At 71.5% G+C, this 18,737-nt stretch carries 19 protein-coding genes and 3 pseudogenes; 10 read left to right on the plus strand and 12 right to left on the minus strand.

Annotated features, from left to right (window positions below):
- Positions 1-260 precede the first annotated feature (260 nt).
- Positions 261-1,397: a cytochrome P450 gene (locus ACFFNX_RS32150; RefSeq protein ID WP_378209632.1), complete on the minus strand. Its 1,137-nt coding sequence runs from the start codon at positions 1,395-1,397 to the stop codon at positions 261-263.
- 256 nt (positions 1,398-1,653) lie between these two features.
- On the opposite strand from ACFFNX_RS32150, the gene ACFFNX_RS32155 reads away from it, so the two are divergent.
- The 3 genes from ACFFNX_RS32155 to ACFFNX_RS32165 are packed head-to-tail and all read left to right on the plus strand — an operon-like array spanning position 1,654 to position 4,819.
- The gene (locus tag ACFFNX_RS32155; RefSeq protein ID WP_378209633.1) at positions 1,654-2,337 is read left to right on the plus strand and encodes a GntR family transcriptional regulator; all 684 of its coding nucleotides are present in this window, start codon (positions 1,654-1,656) and stop codon (positions 2,335-2,337) included.
- A gap of 34 nt (positions 2,338-2,371) precedes the next feature.
- The gene (locus ACFFNX_RS32160; protein WP_378209634.1) at positions 2,372-3,601 is read left to right on the plus strand and encodes a CoA transferase; all 1,230 of its coding nucleotides are present in this window, start codon (positions 2,372-2,374) and stop codon (positions 3,599-3,601) included.
- A gap of 27 nt (positions 3,602-3,628) precedes the next feature.
- The gene (locus tag ACFFNX_RS32165) at positions 3,629-4,819 is read left to right on the plus strand and encodes an acyl-CoA dehydrogenase family protein (RefSeq protein ID WP_378209635.1); all 1,191 of its coding nucleotides are present in this window, start codon (positions 3,629-3,631) and stop codon (positions 4,817-4,819) included.
- A 77-nt stretch (positions 4,820-4,896) separates the two neighbouring features.
- Here ACFFNX_RS32165 and ACFFNX_RS32170 read toward each other — a convergent pair whose 3' ends face one another.
- A complete protein-coding gene (locus tag ACFFNX_RS32170) occupies positions 4,897-5,574 on the minus strand; it encodes a TetR/AcrR family transcriptional regulator (protein WP_378209636.1) in 678 nt (225 codons plus the stop codon).
- Between the two features lie 292 nt (positions 5,575-5,866).
- On the opposite strand from ACFFNX_RS32170, the gene ACFFNX_RS32175 reads away from it, so the two are divergent.
- Together ACFFNX_RS32175 and ACFFNX_RS32180 are read left to right on the plus strand one after the other, a co-directional pair.
- Entirely contained in the window at positions 5,867-6,427 is a 561-nt protein-coding gene (locus ACFFNX_RS32175) for a MarR family winged helix-turn-helix transcriptional regulator (protein ID WP_378209637.1), read from the plus strand.
- Positions 6,428-6,807: 380 nt separating this feature from the next.
- The gene (locus ACFFNX_RS32180; RefSeq protein ID WP_378209638.1) at positions 6,808-7,659 is read left to right on the plus strand and encodes a DUF1963 domain-containing protein; all 852 of its coding nucleotides are present in this window, start codon (positions 6,808-6,810) and stop codon (positions 7,657-7,659) included.
- A gap of 183 nt (positions 7,660-7,842) precedes the next feature.
- Here the strand turns inward: ACFFNX_RS32180 and ACFFNX_RS32185 are convergent.
- A pseudogene (locus ACFFNX_RS32185) lies at positions 7,843-8,196 on the minus strand (helix-turn-helix domain-containing protein); the annotation flags it as partial.
- Positions 8,197-8,294: 98 nt separating this feature from the next.
- Positions 8,295-9,224 (minus strand): LLM class flavin-dependent oxidoreductase, encoded by a 930-nt coding sequence (locus tag ACFFNX_RS32190; protein ID WP_378209639.1) that lies wholly within the window; start codon positions 9,222-9,224, stop codon positions 8,295-8,297.
- A gap of 114 nt (positions 9,225-9,338) precedes the next feature.
- Between ACFFNX_RS32190 and ACFFNX_RS32195 the strand changes: the two genes are divergently transcribed.
- The 5 genes and pseudogenes from ACFFNX_RS32195 to ACFFNX_RS32210 all read left to right on the plus strand — a co-directional run bounded on the left by ACFFNX_RS32195 (position 9,339) and on the right by ACFFNX_RS32210 (position 10,765).
- Positions 9,339-9,494, plus strand: coding sequence for a hypothetical protein (locus tag ACFFNX_RS32195; protein WP_378209640.1), 156 nt, complete (start codon positions 9,339-9,341; stop codon positions 9,492-9,494).
- A gap of 241 nt (positions 9,495-9,735) precedes the next feature.
- A complete protein-coding gene (locus tag ACFFNX_RS52410; protein ID WP_446678537.1) occupies positions 9,736-9,855 on the plus strand; it encodes a hypothetical protein in 120 nt (39 codons plus the stop codon).
- A pseudogene (locus tag ACFFNX_RS52415) lies at positions 9,819-9,965 on the plus strand (transposase); the annotation flags it as partial. The gene ACFFNX_RS52410 and the pseudogene ACFFNX_RS52415, both read left to right, overlap by 37 nt.
- A 67-nt stretch (positions 9,966-10,032) precedes the next feature.
- Positions 10,033-10,257: pseudogene (locus tag ACFFNX_RS32205) on the plus strand (IS3 family transposase); the annotation flags it as partial.
- A gap of 97 nt (positions 10,258-10,354) precedes the next feature.
- The gene (locus ACFFNX_RS32210) at positions 10,355-10,765 is read left to right on the plus strand and encodes a DDE-type integrase/transposase/recombinase (protein WP_378209641.1); all 411 of its coding nucleotides are present in this window, start codon (positions 10,355-10,357) and stop codon (positions 10,763-10,765) included.
- 214 nt (positions 10,766-10,979) lie between these two features.
- On the opposite strand, the gene ACFFNX_RS32215 is transcribed toward ACFFNX_RS32210, so the two are convergent.
- The 8 genes from ACFFNX_RS32215 to ACFFNX_RS32250 form a co-directional block, all read right to left on the minus strand.
- A complete protein-coding gene (locus ACFFNX_RS32215) occupies positions 10,980-11,399 on the minus strand; it encodes a hypothetical protein (RefSeq protein WP_378209642.1) in 420 nt (139 codons plus the stop codon).
- Between the two features lie 62 nt (positions 11,400-11,461).
- Positions 11,462-11,815 carry an STAS domain-containing protein gene (locus tag ACFFNX_RS32220; RefSeq protein ID WP_378209643.1) on the minus strand — a complete coding sequence of 118 codons (354 nt, stop codon included), beginning with the start codon at positions 11,813-11,815 and terminating at the stop codon, positions 11,462-11,464.
- Positions 11,816-12,016: 201 nt separating this feature from the next.
- Positions 12,017-12,619 carry a hypothetical protein gene (locus ACFFNX_RS32225; RefSeq protein WP_378209644.1) on the minus strand — a complete coding sequence of 201 codons (603 nt, stop codon included), beginning with the start codon at positions 12,617-12,619 and terminating at the stop codon, positions 12,017-12,019.
- Positions 12,606-14,186, minus strand: coding sequence for a vWA domain-containing protein (locus ACFFNX_RS32230; RefSeq protein WP_378209645.1), 1,581 nt, complete (start codon positions 14,184-14,186; stop codon positions 12,606-12,608). The genes ACFFNX_RS32225 and ACFFNX_RS32230 overlap by 14 nt, the downstream gene beginning before the upstream one ends.
- Positions 14,183-15,346 carry a toxic anion resistance protein gene (locus tag ACFFNX_RS32235; RefSeq protein WP_378209646.1) on the minus strand — a complete coding sequence of 388 codons (1,164 nt, stop codon included), beginning with the start codon at positions 15,344-15,346 and terminating at the stop codon, positions 14,183-14,185. Before ACFFNX_RS32235 ends, ACFFNX_RS32230 begins: the two co-directional genes overlap by 4 nt.
- 26 nt (positions 15,347-15,372) lie before the next feature.
- Positions 15,373-16,440 (minus strand): hypothetical protein, encoded by a 1,068-nt coding sequence (locus ACFFNX_RS32240; RefSeq protein ID WP_378209647.1) that lies wholly within the window; start codon positions 16,438-16,440, stop codon positions 15,373-15,375.
- A gap of 101 nt (positions 16,441-16,541) precedes the next feature.
- Positions 16,542-17,399, minus strand: a complete 858-nt coding sequence (locus ACFFNX_RS32245; RefSeq protein ID WP_378209648.1) for a TIGR03619 family F420-dependent LLM class oxidoreductase — start codon at positions 17,397-17,399, stop codon at positions 16,542-16,544.
- The coding region (locus ACFFNX_RS32250) for a GMC family oxidoreductase (RefSeq protein ID WP_378209649.1) at positions 17,396-18,737 on the minus strand (1,342 nt) is incomplete at its 5' end. The genes ACFFNX_RS32245 and ACFFNX_RS32250, both read right to left, overlap by 4 nt.

Consider the following 18,737-nt stretch of genomic DNA (forward strand, 5'->3'; position numbering starts at 1 on the left):
CCGGCTCGGCGCGTTCGGCCGGGACCCGGCGCGGCCGGGGAACACCGCCGGCCGGCTGCGGCTGGCCACGGCGGTCGCCCGTGCCAACACACGGGTCCTGGAGGCGGGAGACGTGACCGCCGGCACCGTCACCCGCGAACTCGACGAGGTACGCCTGACCCGCTGCGCCGAATGACGGAGGCGTCACGGCCGTCCGGGCCCTGATCCCCTCGTGCGCCGCGGTGAGGGCGCGGCCGGTCACGCCGACCTCTCCGCCCGGCTCAGGGGGCCGCCGGGAACACGACCGGGACGCTGTTGATGCCGATGACGCCCGTCGGCCAGATCACCTGGGGCCGGGCGCCGGGGGCCAGCCGATACTCCGGGATGCGGCGGTGCCACTCCTCCAGGACGACGCGCAGCTGCGTGCGGGCCAGGTGGACGCCGAGGCAGCGGTGCGGTCCGCTGCCCCAGGTGAGGTTGTTGTACTCGCGGCTCGGGTCGAAGGCGTCCGGGTCGTCCAGTTCCCTGGGGTCGCGGTTGGCGGCGCCGACGGCCACCCCCACGGTGGCGCCCGCCGGGATGTGCACGCCCTCCAGGACGACGTCCTTGGTGGTCACCCGGGGGACGACGGCGTTGGCCGGGTCGATCCGCAGCATCTCCTCGACCGCGACCGGAACGGCGGAGGGGTCCTCGGCGAGCCGGCGGCGCAGCTCCGGGCGCGTGGCCAGCTTGGCGAACATCAGGCTCAGCGCGTTCGTCACAGAGTCGGTGCCGGCCAGGACGAAGAGGAAGCACAGGCCGATGGCCTCTTCGTCGGTGAACGGTTCGTCCGCCGAGTCGTTCTCGAACAGGTCGCGCAGGAGGCCGTCGGCCCGGCCGGCCCGGCACTCGGCGACGTGCGCGGCGACGTAGGCGTACAGCTCGCCCGCCGACCGCATCACCTCGGGAGGCGCCTCGCCGGCTCCGGACAGGTCGGCCATCCGGATGATGACCTCACGCCAGGCGAGGAGGCGATCGAGGTCGTGCGCGGGCATTCCGAAGAGGGAGAGGAACACCGTGGCCGGTATCGGCTGCGCGAGCTCGGTGACCACGTCGCAGGAACCACGCCCGGCCACGCTGTCGATGAGCGCGCCCACCTCTTTGCGCACCGTCTGCTCCATGGCCGCGGCCGCGCGGGGGGTGAAGAACGGCTGGAGCAGGCGCCGGTACCGGGTGTGGGCGGGCGGGTCGAAGGCGAGGGGCACCAGCGGGACGGGGCTGCCGAGCGTGTCGAAGGCCTTCTTGGACGAGAAGGTCCCGGGGTTCTTGAAGACGTGCTCGGCCAGCTTTCGCGTCGTGACGAGGTATCCGGCGTCGGACCGGACCACGGGTCCGGCCGCGCGCAGGATCGCATAGCCCTCACCTCGGTCGTCGGCCATCGGCAGCCGGTCCATCCGGAGTAGACCGTCGTCTGTCGTCTCTGTAGTCATGACCATCCCGCTCGGTGAGGTTCTCGCGCCCTTTGACGCGCGGAATCGTAGGGCCGCCATGATCGCCGGGAAAGTACCGAAAGGTCGCGTCGGCGCGTCGCCGTGGGATGGCGTCAGTTCCTCATAATTTATAAGATATGGCGGAATGCTAGGCTGCTGTGCGGCTCGACGGCAGGAGCGGGATGCGATTAGAAGGCTGGTGGGGATGGGCGGGGCCAACGTCTTCCTGAGTAAGAGCGACGCGGCGTACGCGGAGATCCGCGACCGCATCCTCTCCGGTGAGCTGCCGCCCGGCTCGGTGCTCGCCCAGTACGACCTGGCCGCGTCGCTGCACATGAGCATCACCCCGCTGCGCGAGGCCCTCCGGCGGCTCAAGGGCGAGGGCCTGGTCGAGCTGGACGTGCACCGCGACGCGCGGGTGGCGCCGCTGCACGCCAGGGAGGCCCGTGAGCTGCTGGAGATCCGCATGTCGCTCGACCCCTCGGGCGCGGAGCTCGCGGCGAGGCGCCGCACCCGCGCGGACATCGAGGCGATGCGTCATGCCGCCGGCCGTCTCCGCCCGGTCCCGCGGGAATGGGGCGAAGAGGCCGTGGTCGCGCACCGGGAGTTCCACCGCGCCGTGTACGTCGCGTCGCACAACGAGCGGCTGATCGAGCTTCTCGACGGGATCTGGGACAAGTGCGACCGTTACCGGAGGATGGGCCTGCGGCTCCCCCCGGGCGAGGAGCCCCGGATGCGCGATCATCGGGAACACCACACGATGGTGGAGATGATCGATGACGGCGACGCGGACGGAGTCGCGGCGCTGATGCGGAACCACATCCGCCTGAGCCTGACGGCGTCGGCGATCCGGACGCTCGAAGAACCTCGGGAGACAACGAGGGCCTGACCGCCGCGATGGCCCCTCGACGGAAGGCGCACGGGTGAGTACGGACACGGACCAGGACCGGCCGCTCGCGGGGGTGCGCGTGGTCGAGTGCGCGACCTTCGTCGCGGGCCCGTCCGGCGGCATGGCTCTGGCGCAGCTGGGCGCGGACGTCATCCGCGTCGACCCGATCGGCGGCGGGCCCGACCACCGGCGCTGGCCGGTCGCCCCGCCGGGCGGGAGCCTGTACTGGAACGGCCTCAACAAGGGGAAGCGTTCGGTGACCGTCGACCTGTCCGCGCCCGAGGGGCGGGAGCTGGTCACCGCGTTGATCACCACGCCCGGCCCGCAGGCCGGGATCCTCCTGGAGAACACGGGCCGCGCGTGGCTGTCCTACGAGACGCTCGCGAAGAAGCGTCCCGACCTGATCCACCTGCGCATTCAGGGCCACGCGGACGGCCGGCCGGCCGTCGACTACACGGTGAACGCCGCGACCGGGGTACCCGGCGTGACCGGCCCCGAGACGACCGCGACGCCGGTCAACCACGTCCTGCCGGCCTGGGACCTGCTGACCGGCATGACGGCGACCACCGGGCTCCTGGCGGCGTTGCACCGGCGGCAGCGGACCGGACGCGGCGGTCTCATCGAGCTCGCGCTCGCCGACGTGGCGCTGGCGAGCGTCGCCAACCTGGGCTGGCTGGCCGAGGCCCAGCTGACCGGCCGTGACCGTCCCAAGCAGGGCAACCACCTCTACGGTGCCTTCGGGGTCGACTTCCCGGCCCGCGACGGGAGACGTGTCATGGTCGTGGCGCTGACCGCGTCGCAGTGGCGTTCCCTGTGCCGGGTCACCGGCACCGAGAAGGTGTTCGCGGCGATGGAGGAGGCGCTGCGGGCCGACTTCTCCCAGGACGCCGACCGATACCGCTGGCGGAAGATGATCGAGCCCATCCTGCGACCGTGGTTCGAGGACCGTACGGCCGAGGAGGCGGGCCGCGAGCTCGACGCCGCACGCGTACTGTGGGGCCCGTACCGGACGTTCACCGAAGTCGTCGAACGGGAGCGAGGGAACCCCCTGATCGCGCAGGTGGAGCAGCCGGGGGCCGGAGCGGTCGCCTCGGCCGGCAACCCGCTGCGCTGGTCCGACCTCGGCTCGGTCCCCCCGGTCGCCGCGCCCCGCCTGGGCGCGCACACCCACGAGGTGCTCTCCGATGTGCTCGGCCTCACGCCGGCCGACCTCTCCCGCCTGTCGGAGGCGGGCGTGATCCGTGGAGCGTCTCCCGACCTTTGATCGCCGCTGACGGAGACAGGAAACGCGATGGTACGACTCGCCCAGACCGCCGGGCTCACCGATGTCCAGCAGGAGATCCTGCACACCGTACGGGACTTCGTCGGCAAGGAGATCCTTCCCTGCGCACGGGAACTGGAGCGCTCCGACACCTATCCCCAGGACATCGTCGACGGGATGCGGCGGCTCGGGCTGTTCGGCCTGATGATCCCGGAGGAGTACGGCGGGCTCGGCGAGTCACTCCTCACGTACGCGCTCGTCGTCGAGGAGATCGCGCGAGGCTGGATGAGCGTCTCCGGCGTGATCAATACGCACTTCATCGTCGCGTACATGCTGCGGCGGTACGGCACGGAGGCGCAGAGGCGGCACTACCTGCCGAGGATGGCGGAGGGAGCCGTTCGCGGGGCGTTCTCGATGTCCGAACCGGAGCTCGGCTCCGACGTCGCGGCGATCAGGACGCATGCCCGGCGGGACGGCGACGAGTACGTCATCGACGGCACGAAGATGTGGCTGACCAACGGCGGCAGCGCGAACCTCATCGCCCTGCTGGCCCGTACGGACGAGGGCGCGCGGCGGCCGCACGACAACCTGACCGCGTTCCTGATCGAGAAACCGGAGGGCTTCGGCGAGGTCCTGCCCGGACTGACCATCCCCGGCAAGATCGAAAAGATGGGTTACAAGGGCGTCGACACCACGGAGGCGGTCTTCGCCGGCCTCCGCGTCGGCGCGGACACGGTCCTCGGCGCCGAGCCCGGCGCCGGCTTCCGCCAGATGATGGACGGCATCGAGGTCGGCCGGGTCAACGTCGCGGCACGCGCCTGCGGCATCGCCGTCCGGGCGTTCGAGCTGGCCGTGGCGTACGCACGGGAACGCCGGGCGTTCGGCCGCCCCATCGCCGGTCACCAGGCGATCGCCTTCAAGCTCGCGGAGATGGCGACCAAGGTGGAGGCCGCCCACCTGATGATGGTGAACGCGGCGCGGCTGAAGGACTCGGGGGAGCGCAACGACGTCGAGGCCGGGATGGCGAAGCTGCTCGCCTCCGAGTACTGCATGGAGGTCACCCAGGACGCCTTCAGGATCCACGGCGGCTACGGCTACTCGAAGGAGTACGAGATCGAGCGCCTGATGCGCGAGGCGCCGTTCCTGCTGATCGGCGAGGGCACCAGCGAGATCCAGAAGACCATCATCAGCCGAGGCCTGCTCCGCGAGTACGGGGAGTGAACGGCGCCGGTGTCCCGGCTCTGCGGCAGTGCCGTCGGCGTCGGCGTCGGCTCACGCGGGAGGCGTGGCGCCTGCCGTCACCGTGAGGATCGCTCGGTCTGGTGTCCGAACGCGCCGGCGTTCCAGAGGGTACGGACGTGGTCGATCAGCGGCGGGCCGACGGCGCGTAGCGCCGCGACGTCGTTGTCGGCGACCGCGTTGGTCACCATGGCGCTGGTCGCCGCGACGATCATCTGGCAGGTGAACCGGCCCGCGTCGTCGGTGACGCCCATCAGGTCGGCGAGCAGCGTCGTGATGGTGGCCTGCAGCCGGCTCCGGCGCTGGACGGCGGCGGACCCGGCGGCGTACACCTCGACCAGGAACAGGCGGGTGTAGGGGAGTTCGGCGGCGAGCGCCTCAAGGTAGGCGGTGAAGGTCAGCTCGAACCGCCGCACCGGATCGCCTGCGGCATCGGGCGCGAGCAGGCCGTTCTCGTCGGCGCCGACCTTCTCCAGCAGCCGCTCCATCAGCAGGTCGCCCGCGAACTCGAACGCGGTCATGAAGCAGTCCAGCTTGGAGTCGAACACCTGGTAGAAGGTCTGCCGCGACACTCCCGACCGGGCGAGCACGTCGGCGACCGAGGTGGCCACGTATCCCTTTTCGGCCATCACCTCGGCCATCGCCACGCACAGCCGCGCGCGCTGGACGCGTTCCAGTTCATCTCGCGACAGCGCGTGCCGCCCCCGGGGCAGCCGACGCGGCAACGACTCCGACACGCGTTTCACCCTAGTGCTCCGGCCGCCCTGGAAGCGCCAGGGGTGGACGTGCCGGGTCTTCTGCCCCGTTTGTGCGCCCGCTGTCAACCACCGGGCATGCCTGTGACGGCGGTGACGGTCGGTGATCACCGCGTGTCCGCAGAGTGAGACATATCGCCTGAACTGGGAATATGTAGCGATCAGCGGGAAGTTGCCTGACTCAGAGCACTCGGGGGAGGCAGGTCATGAGCGAACGGGATGAGCGAGGCGACGGCACGGCACGCCCGGTCCGTCCTCCGGCGAAGGAGGGCTCGTGACCGAGTACGCGGTCGAGCGCGCGCGGGAGATGTTCCGGGCGCGGCAGGCGGCGCAGAACCGGCAGGCGGATTCCCGGCGCCTCGCCGCGCCGAAGGCGCAGGCCGAGCCGGACGACGACGGTGACCTCATCGGAACCCTGCATCGCATCCATTCGCGGCTGCGCCGCCTCGACGGCTGGCTCCGAGCGGAGCATCGGCTCAACCTCACCGAGATGCACGTCCTCTCGGTGATCCCGACGGTCCCGCCGGCACGACGGACGCGCGACGACGCGGCGGCGCGGCTGGCCAAGGACGTCGAGCTCTCGCCCAGCGGGCTCACCCGCCTGGTCGACCGCCTGGTGACGCGCGGCCTGGTGACGCGGGTCGAGGACACCTGGGACCGGCGCGTGACGCACCTGGTGCTCACCGAGCGGGGCCGCGCCGTACGCGACGTCGTGCTTCCGCGGGCCGTCGAGCACATCCGGGGCGGCTGCGGCGACGAGGGGCTACCGATCGAGCGGCTGCGGTGGGTGACCGCGGCTCCCGCAGGGCGAGGGGAGGCGCCAAGGCGCTCCTGAGGGCCGGCGCCGATCGTTGCGCGGTCAAACGATCCGAAGAATCCGCGGCTCACCGTCCTTGAGACGGATATCGGCGTCGACGACCAAAGACCGAGTCGACACCAGGACCAAGGAGGGCGGGCCCGACAATGGGGTAGGGCTTGCTCGTTCAGCGCCGCCCGGTGGTGGATCGCACCGGCCGCGGCGGCACCAATCGACCGGTCCCGGGCCAAAGGGGATGGCTCCGGGACCGGTCGACCATTTTCGGCGGCGCGGGCCGCTCCGGACACGGGTACGAGCCGGCGGCCGACGCCAGGTCCTGCCTCCTCGGGCGTGTTTCAAAGCGACCGCATGCGGAGGCGCCTCACCGCTGTAATCGGATCATGAATTACGAGGGCGCCTTGGCCGAGATCCAGGCGTTGTGCGTCGAGCATCTGGGAGAGGTTCTGGGTGCACGGCTTGCCGCGCTGGCCAGGCCGGAATTTAGTCTTGCCCCCGCTCGCGACGACGTGTCGCCGACCGGCCGATGTCACGTTGGCGGGCCCGCACTGTTGGAACCGGGAACCCCGTGGCCGCAGACCCGAGGAGGTTTCCCGCTCAGCCTGGTCGCGGTGCTGGACACCGACGAGCTTGCGCCATGGCTGGGCGACCACCTGCCCACGCGGCTCGGCCTGGTCAATGTGTTCTGGCTCCAGCCTGACTTTAAGTGCCGGGAGGACGACCGATTCGCCGAGCTGATGGAGCCCTACGAAGGCTGGTGGGGCCAACGCGACCAGCCCGGGGATTGCCAGATCGTACTCGCCTCTCCACCGCGCGCGATCGAGGTCGCGGCTCCGCGGCCGGCCCAGGTCCTCGACCGGCGACCGCTGAACGCCGCCCCCATCGTCACCCTGCCGTCGCTGGTGGGGGAGTCCAATGATCCGATCGTGAAAACGTTCGACTTTCGTGCTCTGCCGGACTTCGACGACGACCGGATGCTCGGTCCGGACGTGAGGTTCGGCAGGGTCTGGAGTGGATTCTGCTCGGAGAAGCTGGGGTACCGACCCGGAGACGCTCAGGCGTTCGGCTGGCCGCTCATCGACCAGTGGCCAGGAAAACGAGAAGAGGGCTACGCGCATCTGCTCACGCTTCCGGGCCACCTCTTGGACGGCGACGACCACGACGGCGGGTTCGAGCGCGTCATGGTCTCCCCGGATGATCTTCGAACCGGCAGCTTCACGAGTGTGACGTACGAACAGGATGGTCTTCACTGACCGGGGCCTTTCGGCCCCGACGTCGCGCTGCCATCGTTGACCACGCTCAGCCGAACAGCGCTCGGATGTCCTGATGCGTCACGCCATCGGCATCACAGCCACTCGTTGATCACTGCGATATGGATGGTGTGTCCAGCACCAGATGGACGTCTGGGCCCGCTGAAATCTCGTGGTCGAGCTGGATCAAGGACTTTTGAACTCGGTGGCCCGGTGCCTGCGGTGCGGTGAGCCGATTGGCGGCGTTGAGGGCGGCGAAGAGGGGCGTGGTTCCGGGTCGACGAAGTACGGGTCCGTCGAGAGCTTGGATGTCTGCGAGCGGTGCGGCTGCAGGCCGAAGGCCCGCCAGATCCGCGAGACGGCCGACTGCGACAGGCTCATTCCCTTGGCCATGGACCGGGTCGACCAGCGCGTGGCGTTCTTTGGCGTGGCCCGCAGGGGCTGGGTGACCACCGCGGCGACCTGTTCGTCGGTGACCGTCCTGGGTCCGCCCGAACGCGGCATGTCACCCAGACCGGCGATCCGGTGCTCAATGAACCGAGCCCGCCACCGGCCAGAGCGTCAACTCGGCTTCAGGCCGTCCCGTACGAGCATTCCGCAAGCTCACATATCTGAACAGAAATCATGGCTCAGAAGACTTAGGCGTGCTGTCCCGTGAGCCGGGGGATGACCGTCTCGGCGAGGCGCTCCATCTGCTCGGCCTGGTCGAACATCGGGGTGAATAGGATGAGTTCCGCGCCGGCCTCGGCGACCCGGCGCAGCTCGCGGACGCAGTCGTCCGGGGTGCCCACGGCGGCGGCGCTCTCGATGTCCGCCGAACGGCGGCCGTACAGCCGCTCCAGTTCGGTGTCGATCCGGGCGCGCGCCCGGTCGGCGTCGTCGTCGACGGCGACGTAGACCCGCTTGGCGATGGCGAAGTCCTCTTCGGGCCGTCCCTCCTCGGCGAGCGCCTCGCGTACGGTCCGGACCTGGTCGGCGAACGCGGCCGTGGGGGAGGAGCCGGCGCCGAAGAAGCCGTGGCCGTGCCGTACGGCACGGCGCAGCAGGTTCTGGCCGGAGCCGCCGTACCAGACGGGCGGGAAGGGCTTTTGGAACGGCTTCGGCTCCAGCGTCGCGCCCTCGAGCTGCCAGAACTCCCCGGCGAACGTGACGCTCGGCTCGCTCCAGAGCGCCCTCATCACCTCGAGCCCTTCGTGGAAGCGCGCGACGTACCGGCCGGGATCGACCTCGAAGGCGGCGAAGGGCCGTCTCTTGCCGCCGGTGCCGACGCCGACCTCGACCCGGCCCCGGCTCAGCTGGTCGAGTGTGCTCAGGCTCTGTGCCAGGTGTACCGGATTGTGGAGCGTGGACACGAACACGGCGCAGCCGAGCCGCAGCCGCTCGGTGCAGGCGGCCGCGTAGGTCATCGTCTCGATCGGCCGGAGCGCCGGATAGGGCCCCAGCAGATGCTCCTGCGCCCACGCACTCTCGAAGCCGAGTTCTTCGGCGCGGGTGAGATAGGCGCGGAACGCGCCCGGATCGAAGGCGCCGTCGGAGAAGAACTGCGGGATCGCGATGGCGAATCTCATGGGACGCATCGTATCGACGGCGCCTCCGGCGCCCCCGGCAGAGAGGGGCGCGATGGGCGGCTGACCGGGGGTTTTAGCCCGAAAACTGTCAGTGGCGGCTGGGAGAATCGACCCATGGTCGCCACCGATCAGGCCGTCCTGGCCGACGTCCTCCTCCTGCTGGTCGAGCGCGAGGACCACCTCGTACGCCGCGTCGGCGATGAGTGGATCTGCGTACGCCCGCGCCACCGAGGCGATCCATGCAGCACCGAGTTCACCACGCGGCGTTAGGGCCTGTCTCGGTTGGGTCGTGGGTTTTCCACAGCCGTGGGTGTGGTCTTTCTTTGGTGTGTGGGGTGGCTGACAATGGAAGTGGGGTCGGCGCCCCCTGGGAGGGCGGGGTGGGCTTGATCCGTTTTGACGGACATCTGAGATCAGGGGTTCGGCCCCGGAAGGATGTCCATCATGGAGAGCATGGGGAAGGAGAAGCCTCGCCTCGTTCACGCCGGAGTTCAAGGCCGAGATCGTCGAGTTGTGCCGGCGTGGTGACCGCTCGGTCGGCCAGGTCGCCAAGGACTTCGATCTCACCGAGACCGCGGTGCGTGAGCGGGTGAACAGGCCGAGGTCGACGCGGGCGAGCGTGAGGGTCTGACCAGCGGCGAACGTGAGGAGCTGGCCGCGCTGCGGGCGGAGAACCGCCGGCTGCGCGAGGACGTCGACATCCTCAAGCGGGCCACGGCTTTCTTCGCCAAGGAGACCCGGTGACGGTGCACCCGTTCACCGAGGCGGAGAAGAAGGCAGGTCACAGCGTCAAACGGGCGTGTAACTAATGAAGGTCTCCCGGACCGCCTTCTACGCTCGTCGCACCGGCAAGCCCGGTCCCCGCGCAGTGCGCGATGCCGAACTGACCGAGCAGATCACCCAGGTCCACACGAAATCGCGCGGAACCTACGGAGCCCCACGCATCCACGCCGCGCTCAAGCGCGAGGGCGCCGGGTGCGGCCGCCGCCGTGTCGCGCGGCTGATGCGTGCCGCCGGACCGGCCGGCCGGCGCCGCAGACCACGGCATCTGACAACGCTCCCCGATCCTGGGGCCGGCGTCCGGCCCGACCTCATCGCCCGGGACTTCCAGCCCGGCTCCACCGGCCCAGATGCCCGCTGGTGCGGCGACATCACCTACATCCCCAACCGAGGAGGGCTGGCTCTACCTGGCCACGGTCATCGACATCGCCTCCCGGCGCGTGGTCGGCTGGGCAACCGCCGATCACCTACGGACCGGGCTGGTCGCCGATGCCCTCACAGCCGCCTGCCGGCAGCGTCGTCCCACCCGCCCGGTGATCTTCCACTCCGACCGCGGCTGCCAGTACACCAGCCAGCACTTCGCCGCACTGGCCAAGGAGCCCGGAATCCGGCTGTCGGTCGGCCGCACCGGACAATGCTGGGACAACGCACTCGCCGAGTCGTTCTTCGCCACCATCAAACGCGAACTCCTCGCCAACACCACATGGCCCAGCCGGGCCGCCGCCCGCACCACCATCTTCGATTTCATCGAGGGCTGGTAAAACTCGCACCGACTGCACAGCAGCCTCGGCTACCGCAGCCCCGCCGAGTACGAGGCCCCACTCGCAGCCTGGCCACCACACCAAAAGTGTCCGCTAAAACGGAACAAGCTCAGGGGAGTGTCCCGTGAGAGGGCGGGGAGTGTCCCGTGAAGGGGGACTTCGAAACACGCCTCAGGGGCCCGTGTCAAAGCCCCGAACGTCTCGCCGGGGCGCGTCAGCCGGAGGCCGTGGCCGTTCCGTCCGTCGCCGGGGTGGACGACGGCCGGGACGGCGATGCCGGGGGTGTGACCGAGGGCCGGGCGAGCGCGGCCAGGCCGTCGCCGGCAGGACTCGGCGCCGCGCCGGGACCCGGCTGCGTGGTCGTGGCCGTCTGCGGGGCGGAGGCACGCACGCCCTTCTGCGGGAAGTAGTACCAGACGACGATCTCGTGGCCGCGTTCCCGCATCGTCATCTGGACGCGTGAGATGACGCCCTTCGGCCCGATGTCGCGGCGAACGTGCCGTACGAACCCGCGCACCGGGCGCATGTCCAGGCCGCGGCCGTCGCCCGCGGCGTACTCGCGGACGAGAGCCTCGTCCTCGGCACGCCGCTGTGCGGCGAGGTCGGCCCAGCCGTCGTAGCCGGTGTCCTCCACGTGCCCTCCCCGTGACCGCGGCCGGTCTCCACGAAGAACACGGCTGCGGGTGCGGCGAGGGTTCAGCGGGGGACGGCGCCGAGCGTACGGCCGGCGCCGGCGACGCTGGTCTCGACCGGCAGGTGCCGGTCGAGGCCGGTCATGGCGGCGATCCGGCGGACCGGGCCCTCGAGCGGCAGGACCAGGCAGATCCGGGTACGCCGGGCGGCCGCCTCCCGCCCGGCGCGCAGGATGGCGCCGACGCAGGAGCAGTCGCAGAACTCGGTGGCCGTCAGGTCCACCACCAGGGGGCCGGCGTTGAGCAGGTGCACCAACTGGTCGCGGATCTCGGCCGCGTTGGAGGTGTCGGCCTCGGCCGGGAACGTTCCCACCGTCACCCCGGCCACCTTGGTGACCGAGAGCGGAGAACGGGTCATGGAGGGCATCGACGAGCCGCCTCGGAGTCGGGGACGAAGAGCCGCACTGCTGGCCTGGCCGCCCGGTCGCGCGGGCGGTCTGCCCCCAAGGCTCTAACGGCCTGACACGCCACGTCAAGTCGTCGCGCTCACTCGGCCCGATCGGCGGCGATGGCGGAGGAAAAGGCGCTGACAGCCGTACTGACAGTTGCACGGACGATGTCAGACGGGCGGTGGTCCGGCGTCCCGGTCGCGCAGATAACGCGTGTGGTCGCGCATCCGGCGCTCCTCGGACGCGTAGACCTCTCCGGCCGTCCTGGACACCGAGGCGGCGATCAGGGACAGCTGGGCGGTCAGCTCCTCTGCGGCGTCGCCGCCATGCCGCGCACCGTACCACCGCGGGAGGTTGAGGTAGGACTCCAGGCTCGTCGGCAGGTCGGTGCGGACGGCCCGCGAGACCTCGTACAGCGCGTCCGGCGAGACGCTGAGCAGGTCCGAGCGTTCCAGCACGTCGCGCAGCATCGCCGTGATCTCCTCGAGCCGTTCCACCGCCGGTGCCGGCAGCCGGTGCGCCGGGACCCGGGCGACCAGGCCGTCCAGGTCCGTGCGCAGCCGCGACGTCTCGGCGACGGTGTCGTCGATCACGAGGCGGACCTTCTCCGGCGGTGTGATGAGCGCCCCCGCGCCGTACAGGCCGGCCACGACGACCGGCCAGTACGCCCCGGCCGGCCCGGCGAGGTGCAGGCCCAATCCGGCGAGTCCGGCCACGCAGCCGACGAGGTTCTTGGCCGATCCGAGATACCGCCACCACCTACTGGTAGCCACGGATCTCCCCGAAGACGGCGGACAGCGACTGGAGCCGGGCGTCGAAGGTCCGGCCGTGGGTGAGCGCCGCGAGGGCGTTCATCTCACCCGTCGCCGACTCCCCGAACAGGATCGGGAACACCGGGACGCGCCGCAGCGCGAGCGGCTGCCGTCCGTACCAGGAGCCGAAGTCGGCGAACGAGTCGCCCTGGTTGCTCTCCCCGTCCGACATGAGCACGATCGAGGTGATCCGGTCCGTCGCGGAAGGCGCGCCGATCACCGAGTACGCCTTCTCCAGGCTCTCGTAGATCGCGGTGCTGCCCCCGGCGGTCAGCCTCTCCGTGTCGGAACGGATCCTCGCCAGCGCCGCCGCGGATCCGGTCGCGGGCAGGACGTACGTCGTGGGCCGCCCGGGTCTGCTGCTGAAGGGCAGCAGCGTCACCTGCTCACGGTCGTGGAACCGCTGGAAACGCCCGGACAGGGACGTGTCCACCCCGGTCAGCGCGGCCAGTGCCGCCTTCAGCGCCGTCAGCCGGGCGCCCCGCATCGACCCGGACACGTCCAGGACGTAGACGGTGCGGGCGGGCCGGCGCAGGCGGTTGAAGTACGCGTCGATCAGCGCGTCGGCGGCCTCGGCGCGGGCGGGGAACGGCAGTTCCGGCGGCTGGGCCCCGAACTCCGCGCCGGGCCGTACCTCGGGCACGGTCGGCCGGCGGTGCGTCAGCGTCATGATGCGCCGCTGGACGGCGGGCCGTCGCAGGTAGTCGGTGAGCGAGCGCAGGGCCTCCGCGGCCGGCTGCGAGGCCGAGGACAGCCGGGTCAGCGGGTAGTCGGCGGTGACCACGCCGTCGGCCGGATGGACGAGGGTGAGCGGCTCGGGCAGCCGGTGCGCGGCGTTCAGCGTCAGCAGCACGGACTCGTAGTTGACCAGGCCGTCCGCCCGGCCCGGGTCGGCGGCGTACGTGTCGGAGAGCCAGCCGGAGGAGCCGGAGGTGATCCGCTGGGCCGAGAAGAACCCGCGCAGACTCGGCGCGACCCGGTCGATGGCCGACGCGTCGAGGGCCGCCCCGGTGCCGGAGAGCGCCGCGGCCACGCCGACGAGCGCGGAGAACCCCGAGTTGGACGACACCGGGTTCGTCATGCCGTACGTGAACCTCCCCGCCGCCGCGGCGCCGGAGATCGCGGTCCAGGTCGGCCGCGTCCGGTCCCAGCCGAGCCGGTGCGCGGCCGACGCCCGCAGCCCGAGCAGCACGGGCGAGGACATGATCTTGACCGAGGGGCCGAGCCGGCCCTGCGCGGCCGGATGGAGGGCCAGGTAGCGGTTGGAGGAGAACCAGATCGCGTCGTGGTCGCGGCCCGCCGAGCCGTCGAGCACCTGCTGGACCCCGGCGAGCGTGCCGGTGTAGTCGAGCTTGACGGTGACCCCGATGTCCTTCTCGGCCTGGTCGAGGATCGGCCGCATGTCGGCCAGTTCGCTGCCCGCCAGGATCCGTACCGTGCCGCCCCGGCCGCCGGAGTCGCCGCCGCCGGTGCAGGCGGCGACCAGGCTCAGCGCGCCCGCGACCGCCGCGAGCCGCCACCCCCTCACGCGAGTTCGCCCCGGTCGCGCGCGCGGGCGAGGTGGGCGCTCGCCCGGGTCATCTCGGCGCCCAGCGCCTCGACGGTGGACTGCATGTTCTCCACCGCCTGCGCCTTGTAGGCGTCGATCGTGTCGATCGTCCGGTAGATCTGCTCGAACGACTTGCGCAGCGTCTCCAGCCCGACTGCCGGGTCGGCCGCGATGCGCTGGATCTCGCCGCTCTGGCTCTCGAGCATCTCGGCGTTCGTACGGATGATGTCCTCGGTCGTGCCCCGCAACGCGTTGACCTGCTCGATCACGAGCTTCTGGCTGGACAGGGCGGCGGCGATGGTGACGGCGATGCGCAGGGCCGACACGGTGGTGGTCGCGGCCCGGTCCACGCCCTTGACCAGCTCTTCGTTGTTGCGGCGCACGGTGTCCAGCGCCAGATAGCCCTGGGCGCAGACGGCGAGCTGGGTGAGGATGTCTTGGTGGCGCTGGCGTACGGGGAACAGCACGTCGGAGCGCAGGGCGTTCGCCTTCTCCTCGTCGGGTGTCTGGCGGATCCGCTCCTCGACCGCGGCGTCCAGGGCCGAGGCGAGCACCGCGTACTCCTGGAGCTTGCCCATCGTGGCCCACAGCGCGGTGCGCTCGTTCTGAATGGCGGCGTTGTCCCGGCGCAGCTCGTCCTGGCCCGACCGCAGGGTGGCGACGATCTTGTTGATGTTGACGTTCGCGGACTGGTAGCGGGAGACGAGGTCCCGCAGGGACCTGCCGAAGGGAAGCTTGGCCAGCAGCTTGCGGCCGGTGAGCCTGCCCGCGTCCTTCGGGTCGAGGTCCTCGACCGTGCGACGCAGCTCCACCAGGCCGCCGGCCACGCGCTTCTGGGCGTCGGCCGACTCGCCCTTGGCCCCGGAGAGGGCGGCGACGGAGCGGTTCAGCATCCGGTTCGCGGCCTGCGCCGACGAGCGCATCTCGCCGGCCCCGAGGCCGGACACCTGCCCGATCCTGGTCAGGAACTCCGGGCTGCGCGGGTCGAGCGCGGCGAGGTCGTCCACGTAGGCACGCGCCCGTTCGGACAGGGCCTCGCGCGTCGCGTCGTCGAGGGGGATGAGGGTCTCGGCCCGTTCCGCCGGTACGGCGGCGACGGGCTCGGGCGGTGACAGGAAGAGGTCACCGGTCTCTGCCATCAGGGTTCTCTCTTTCGTGGAGGCGTTCACCCGTACGCCTTGGCGACCCCGGCGAGCAGGTGTTCGAGGGTGTCGTACGAGGGGGTGTCGACCACGTCGATCAGGTCGGTGCGGACGGGCACGTGATGGTCGGCGGTCACCGTCGCGAAACGCGCCGGGTCCGCGGTGCGGAAGCCGTGCAGGGCGGCGAGCCGCTGAAGCTCCGGGTCGGTGCTCAGCAGGCGTCCGACGCGGTCGCCCCGGTCGTCGAACGGGATCAGGGTGTGCCGGGACTGCACGGTCGGCGTGGGGTACATGAGCACCATCCCCGCCTTGAGCAGACCCCGTACGGCGGCGTCGACGAACTGCGCCTCATAGACGCAGACCAGCGGCGACTTGCCCATGCCGAGGGACAGGTAGTCCGCGAACGGGCCCTCGGTGGTGTTGTCGGTGTAGCCCTGGTCGACGAACAGGCTCGTCAACGTGGGCAGCACCCGGCGCTCCTCCGCCGCGCCCCGCACGACCGCGTCGCCGTTGGCCACGTACGAGGCGATGGCCAGGTACATCGCGGCCGAGTTGGAGCTGCGCGGGTCGGTCGTGGAGACCAGGATGTCCCGGCGGACCGGGTACGCCGTGTTGTGCGCGAGCTGGTCCCAGCGCGTGTGCCGGGCGACCAGGCCGAGATAGCGCGCGACGTCGAACGTCCACACCGGGCCCTGCCGCTTCGCGACGCCGGCCCCGGACAGGAGGTCGGCGATCGGCTGGAACGTCGCGATCGCCATCGGCGAGGCGAACGGCGCGTACCTGGCCGTGACGTGCCGCTGCTGCTGGATCCGGTCGGCCGCCGGCGCGCTGGAGGGGAAGGCGAAGTCGTACCGGCTCAGGTCGACGGAGGTGGCGATCTGGCGCGACCCGGCCGGGTCGACCTCCACGTCGAGCCCGGCGCGGGCGAACGCCTTCCGCACCGCGGGGTCGGCGAAGAACGCCTCTTTCTCCGAGCCGATGACGCCGTGGACCGTTGTGGTCCCGTGGGAGGAGCCGTGGCTCCGAAGAAGCGTGATCACCACGCCGGCGAGGAGGACCACCGCCAGCGCGATCGAGAGTATCCGCCGCATTTAGCGGTGATCTTCCGCGCCGTGATCGACCGCCGGAAGACGCGCCGATGGCCGCGGGATGGCCGGTACATGACGTCTCCGATGCGCCGGCCGAGGTCACCTCAGAGCGCGGCGAGCGACGCCAGGGTCCGGTCGGCGAAGTCGGCGAAGGCGTCGGTCAGCTCGTCCGCCGGCACCTGGGGCGGGTAGACCAGCACGACCGAGACACCCATCGCCCGCAGCTCCGACGCGCGCTCGGCGGTCGCCGGGGAGGCCTCGGCGACCAGTTCGATGCCGTCCGGGTCACGGCCCGCCGCCTCCGCGGCCCGCCGGCACTCGGCGAACAGCGGTGCCGGGTCGGCGACGGCGGGGAAGAACCCGTCGGCCAGCCATCCCGCGCGGCGGGCCGCCTCGATGCTGTGCCCGCCCATGATCAGCGGGATACCGCCCGGCCGCGCCGGCGCCGGGCGGCAGCGCACGCCCTTCAGCCGGTGGTAGCGCCCGTCGAAGTCCTCATCGCTCCACAGCGCGCGGAGCACCCCGACGTACTCCTCGAACCGGGCGACCCGGTCGTCGAAGCCGACGCCCACGGCCTCGAACTCCTCGCGGAACCAGCCGAGGCCCACGCCGAGCGACAGCCGCCCGCCCGACAGGAAGTCGATGGTCGCGGTCTCCTTGGCCAGCACCACCGGGTTGCGCTGCGGCAGGATCAGCATCCCGGTGACCAGCCGCACCGTGGAGGTCAGCCCGGCGACGTAGCCGAGCCACGCGAGCGGGTCGGGGTAGGGCCACTCGGCCGGCACCGGCATGCGCCCGTCGCCGGAGTAGGGATAGGGCGTGTCGTAGGAGGCGGGCAGCACGACGTGCTCCGGCACCCACAGCGAGTGCGCGCCGTACCGCTCGGCGAGCGTCGCGATCAGGCGAGCCGCCTCCGGCGAGTCGAACGGCGGCATGCTGGGGGACAGCAGACCGACCTTCATCCGGCCTCACTCCTTCCGCGCGCGCCGCTCAGGGCGGCGGCCAGCAGGTCGCCGAGCCGGTCGGCGACCGCCACGGTCGTCAGGTGGGTGTTCGCCCGGGGGATGACGGGCATCAGCGACGCGTCGGCGACGTAGACGTTCTCCAGGCCGTGCACGCGGCCGCGCTCGTCCGCGACGGCCAGGGGGTCCCGCTCGGGGCCCATCGCACAGGTCCCGACCGGATGCCAGTAACCGCTCGCGCCGGCGAGCACCGACGCCTGCTCGCGGCGCTCGGCCGGCCACGGCGTCAGCCCGGCGAGACCGGCCAGCCGTTCGCCGCGCGCCAGGTCGTGCGCCAGGTCGATTCCGTCGAGCACCACCTGCCGGTCGTGGCCCCCGGCGTCCGTGAAGAAGCCGTGCTCGATCACCGGCTGCGCCTCCGGGTCCAGCGACGCGGCCCGTACGCTGCCGCGTGCGTCCGGGGCCATCGCGGACACGTAGAACCCGGCCGACAGCGGCCCGTTGTAGTAGCCCTGCGCGTCCTCGGCCGGCCCGGCCGACGGCACGATGTGGATGTCCCAGAACTCGTCGCGGGCCACACTGGAACGCGCCTTGATCACCGTCTGGGCGAAGTAGGACTCGGCCGCGTCCGGCATCGCGGCGTGCAGGCCCTCCAGCGGGTCCAGTATGAGGCCGAGCGAGCCGTGGTCGACGAGGTTCTCCCCGACGCCGTCGCGCGGGTGCAGGACCGGCGCGCCGAGCCCGCGCAGCACCGCCTCGGGGCCGACCCCGCTGCGCATCAGCAGGGGCGGGTTGCCGTACGTCCCGCAGCACAGGACGACCGTGTCGGCGGTCAGCAGCCGCTCGCCGTCCTCGCCCGCCACGACCAGCCCGGTCGCCCGGTCGCCGGCGAACTCCAGCCGTGCGGCGAGGGCCCGGGCCACGACCTGGAGGTTCGGGCGATCGCGCGCCGGGTCCAGGTAGGCGGACGCGGTGTGCCAGCGGGTACCGCCCACGGCGTTCAGCGGCACCCAGCCCATGCCTTCGCGCTCGTGCTCGGCGTTGACGTCCTCCAGGTCCGGCAGGCCGAGCGCGCGCCCCGCCTCGATCACCGCCTCGTGCCAGGCGCTGCGGTCGGGCGGTGCCACGGGCCGCACTCGCAGCCGGCTCATCGCCCGTCGCAGGTACGGGCGCAGTGCGGAGTGGTCCCATGAGCCGCCGGAGTACGCCGCCCAGGCGTCGTAGTCGGCGGGCGCGCCGAGCATGGCCCAGCAACCGTTGTGCGCCGAGGACCCGCCGATCACCCGGGCGCGGGCGCAGCAGGAGGGGGCCGGGCCCCAGTCGTGCCCGCGTGCCGCC

The organism is Actinoallomurus acaciae, from assembly GCF_042429965.1.
Classification (GTDB): Bacteria; Actinomycetota; Actinomycetes; order Streptosporangiales; family Streptosporangiaceae; genus Actinoallomurus; species Actinoallomurus acaciae.

Bases quoted from the DNA above. Each gene is read 5' to 3' on its own strand.
- ACFFNX_RS32150 (WP_378209632.1), bottom strand. From the start codon at position 1,397: ATGGCCGACGACCGAGGTGAGGGCTATGCGATCCTGCGCGCGGCCGGA.
- ACFFNX_RS32155 (WP_378209633.1), top strand. From the start codon at position 1,654: ATGGGCGGGGCCAACGTCTTCCTGAGTAAGAGCGACGCGGCGTACGCG.
- ACFFNX_RS32165 (WP_378209635.1), top strand. From the start codon at position 3,629: ATGGTACGACTCGCCCAGACCGCCGGGCTCACCGATGTCCAGCAGGAG.
- ACFFNX_RS32190 (WP_378209639.1), bottom strand. From the start codon at position 9,224: ATGAGATTCGCCATCGCGATCCCGCAGTTCTTCTCCGACGGCGCCTTC.
- ACFFNX_RS32195 (WP_378209640.1), top strand. From the start codon at position 9,339: ATGGTCGCCACCGATCAGGCCGTCCTGGCCGACGTCCTCCTCCTGCTG.
- ACFFNX_RS32210 (WP_378209641.1), top strand. From the start codon at position 10,355: ATGCCCGCTGGTGCGGCGACATCACCTACATCCCCAACCGAGGAGGGC.
- ACFFNX_RS32220 (WP_378209643.1), bottom strand. From the start codon at position 11,815: ATGACCCGTTCTCCGCTCTCGGTCACCAAGGTGGCCGGGGTGACGGTG.
- ACFFNX_RS32235 (WP_378209646.1), bottom strand. From the start codon at position 15,346: ATGGCAGAGACCGGTGACCTCTTCCTGTCACCGCCCGAGCCCGTCGCC.
- ACFFNX_RS32240 (WP_378209647.1), bottom strand. From the start codon at position 16,440: ATGCGGCGGATACTCTCGATCGCGCTGGCGGTGGTCCTCCTCGCCGGC.
- ACFFNX_RS32245 (WP_378209648.1), bottom strand. From the start codon at position 17,399: ATGAAGGTCGGTCTGCTGTCCCCCAGCATGCCGCCGTTCGACTCGCCG.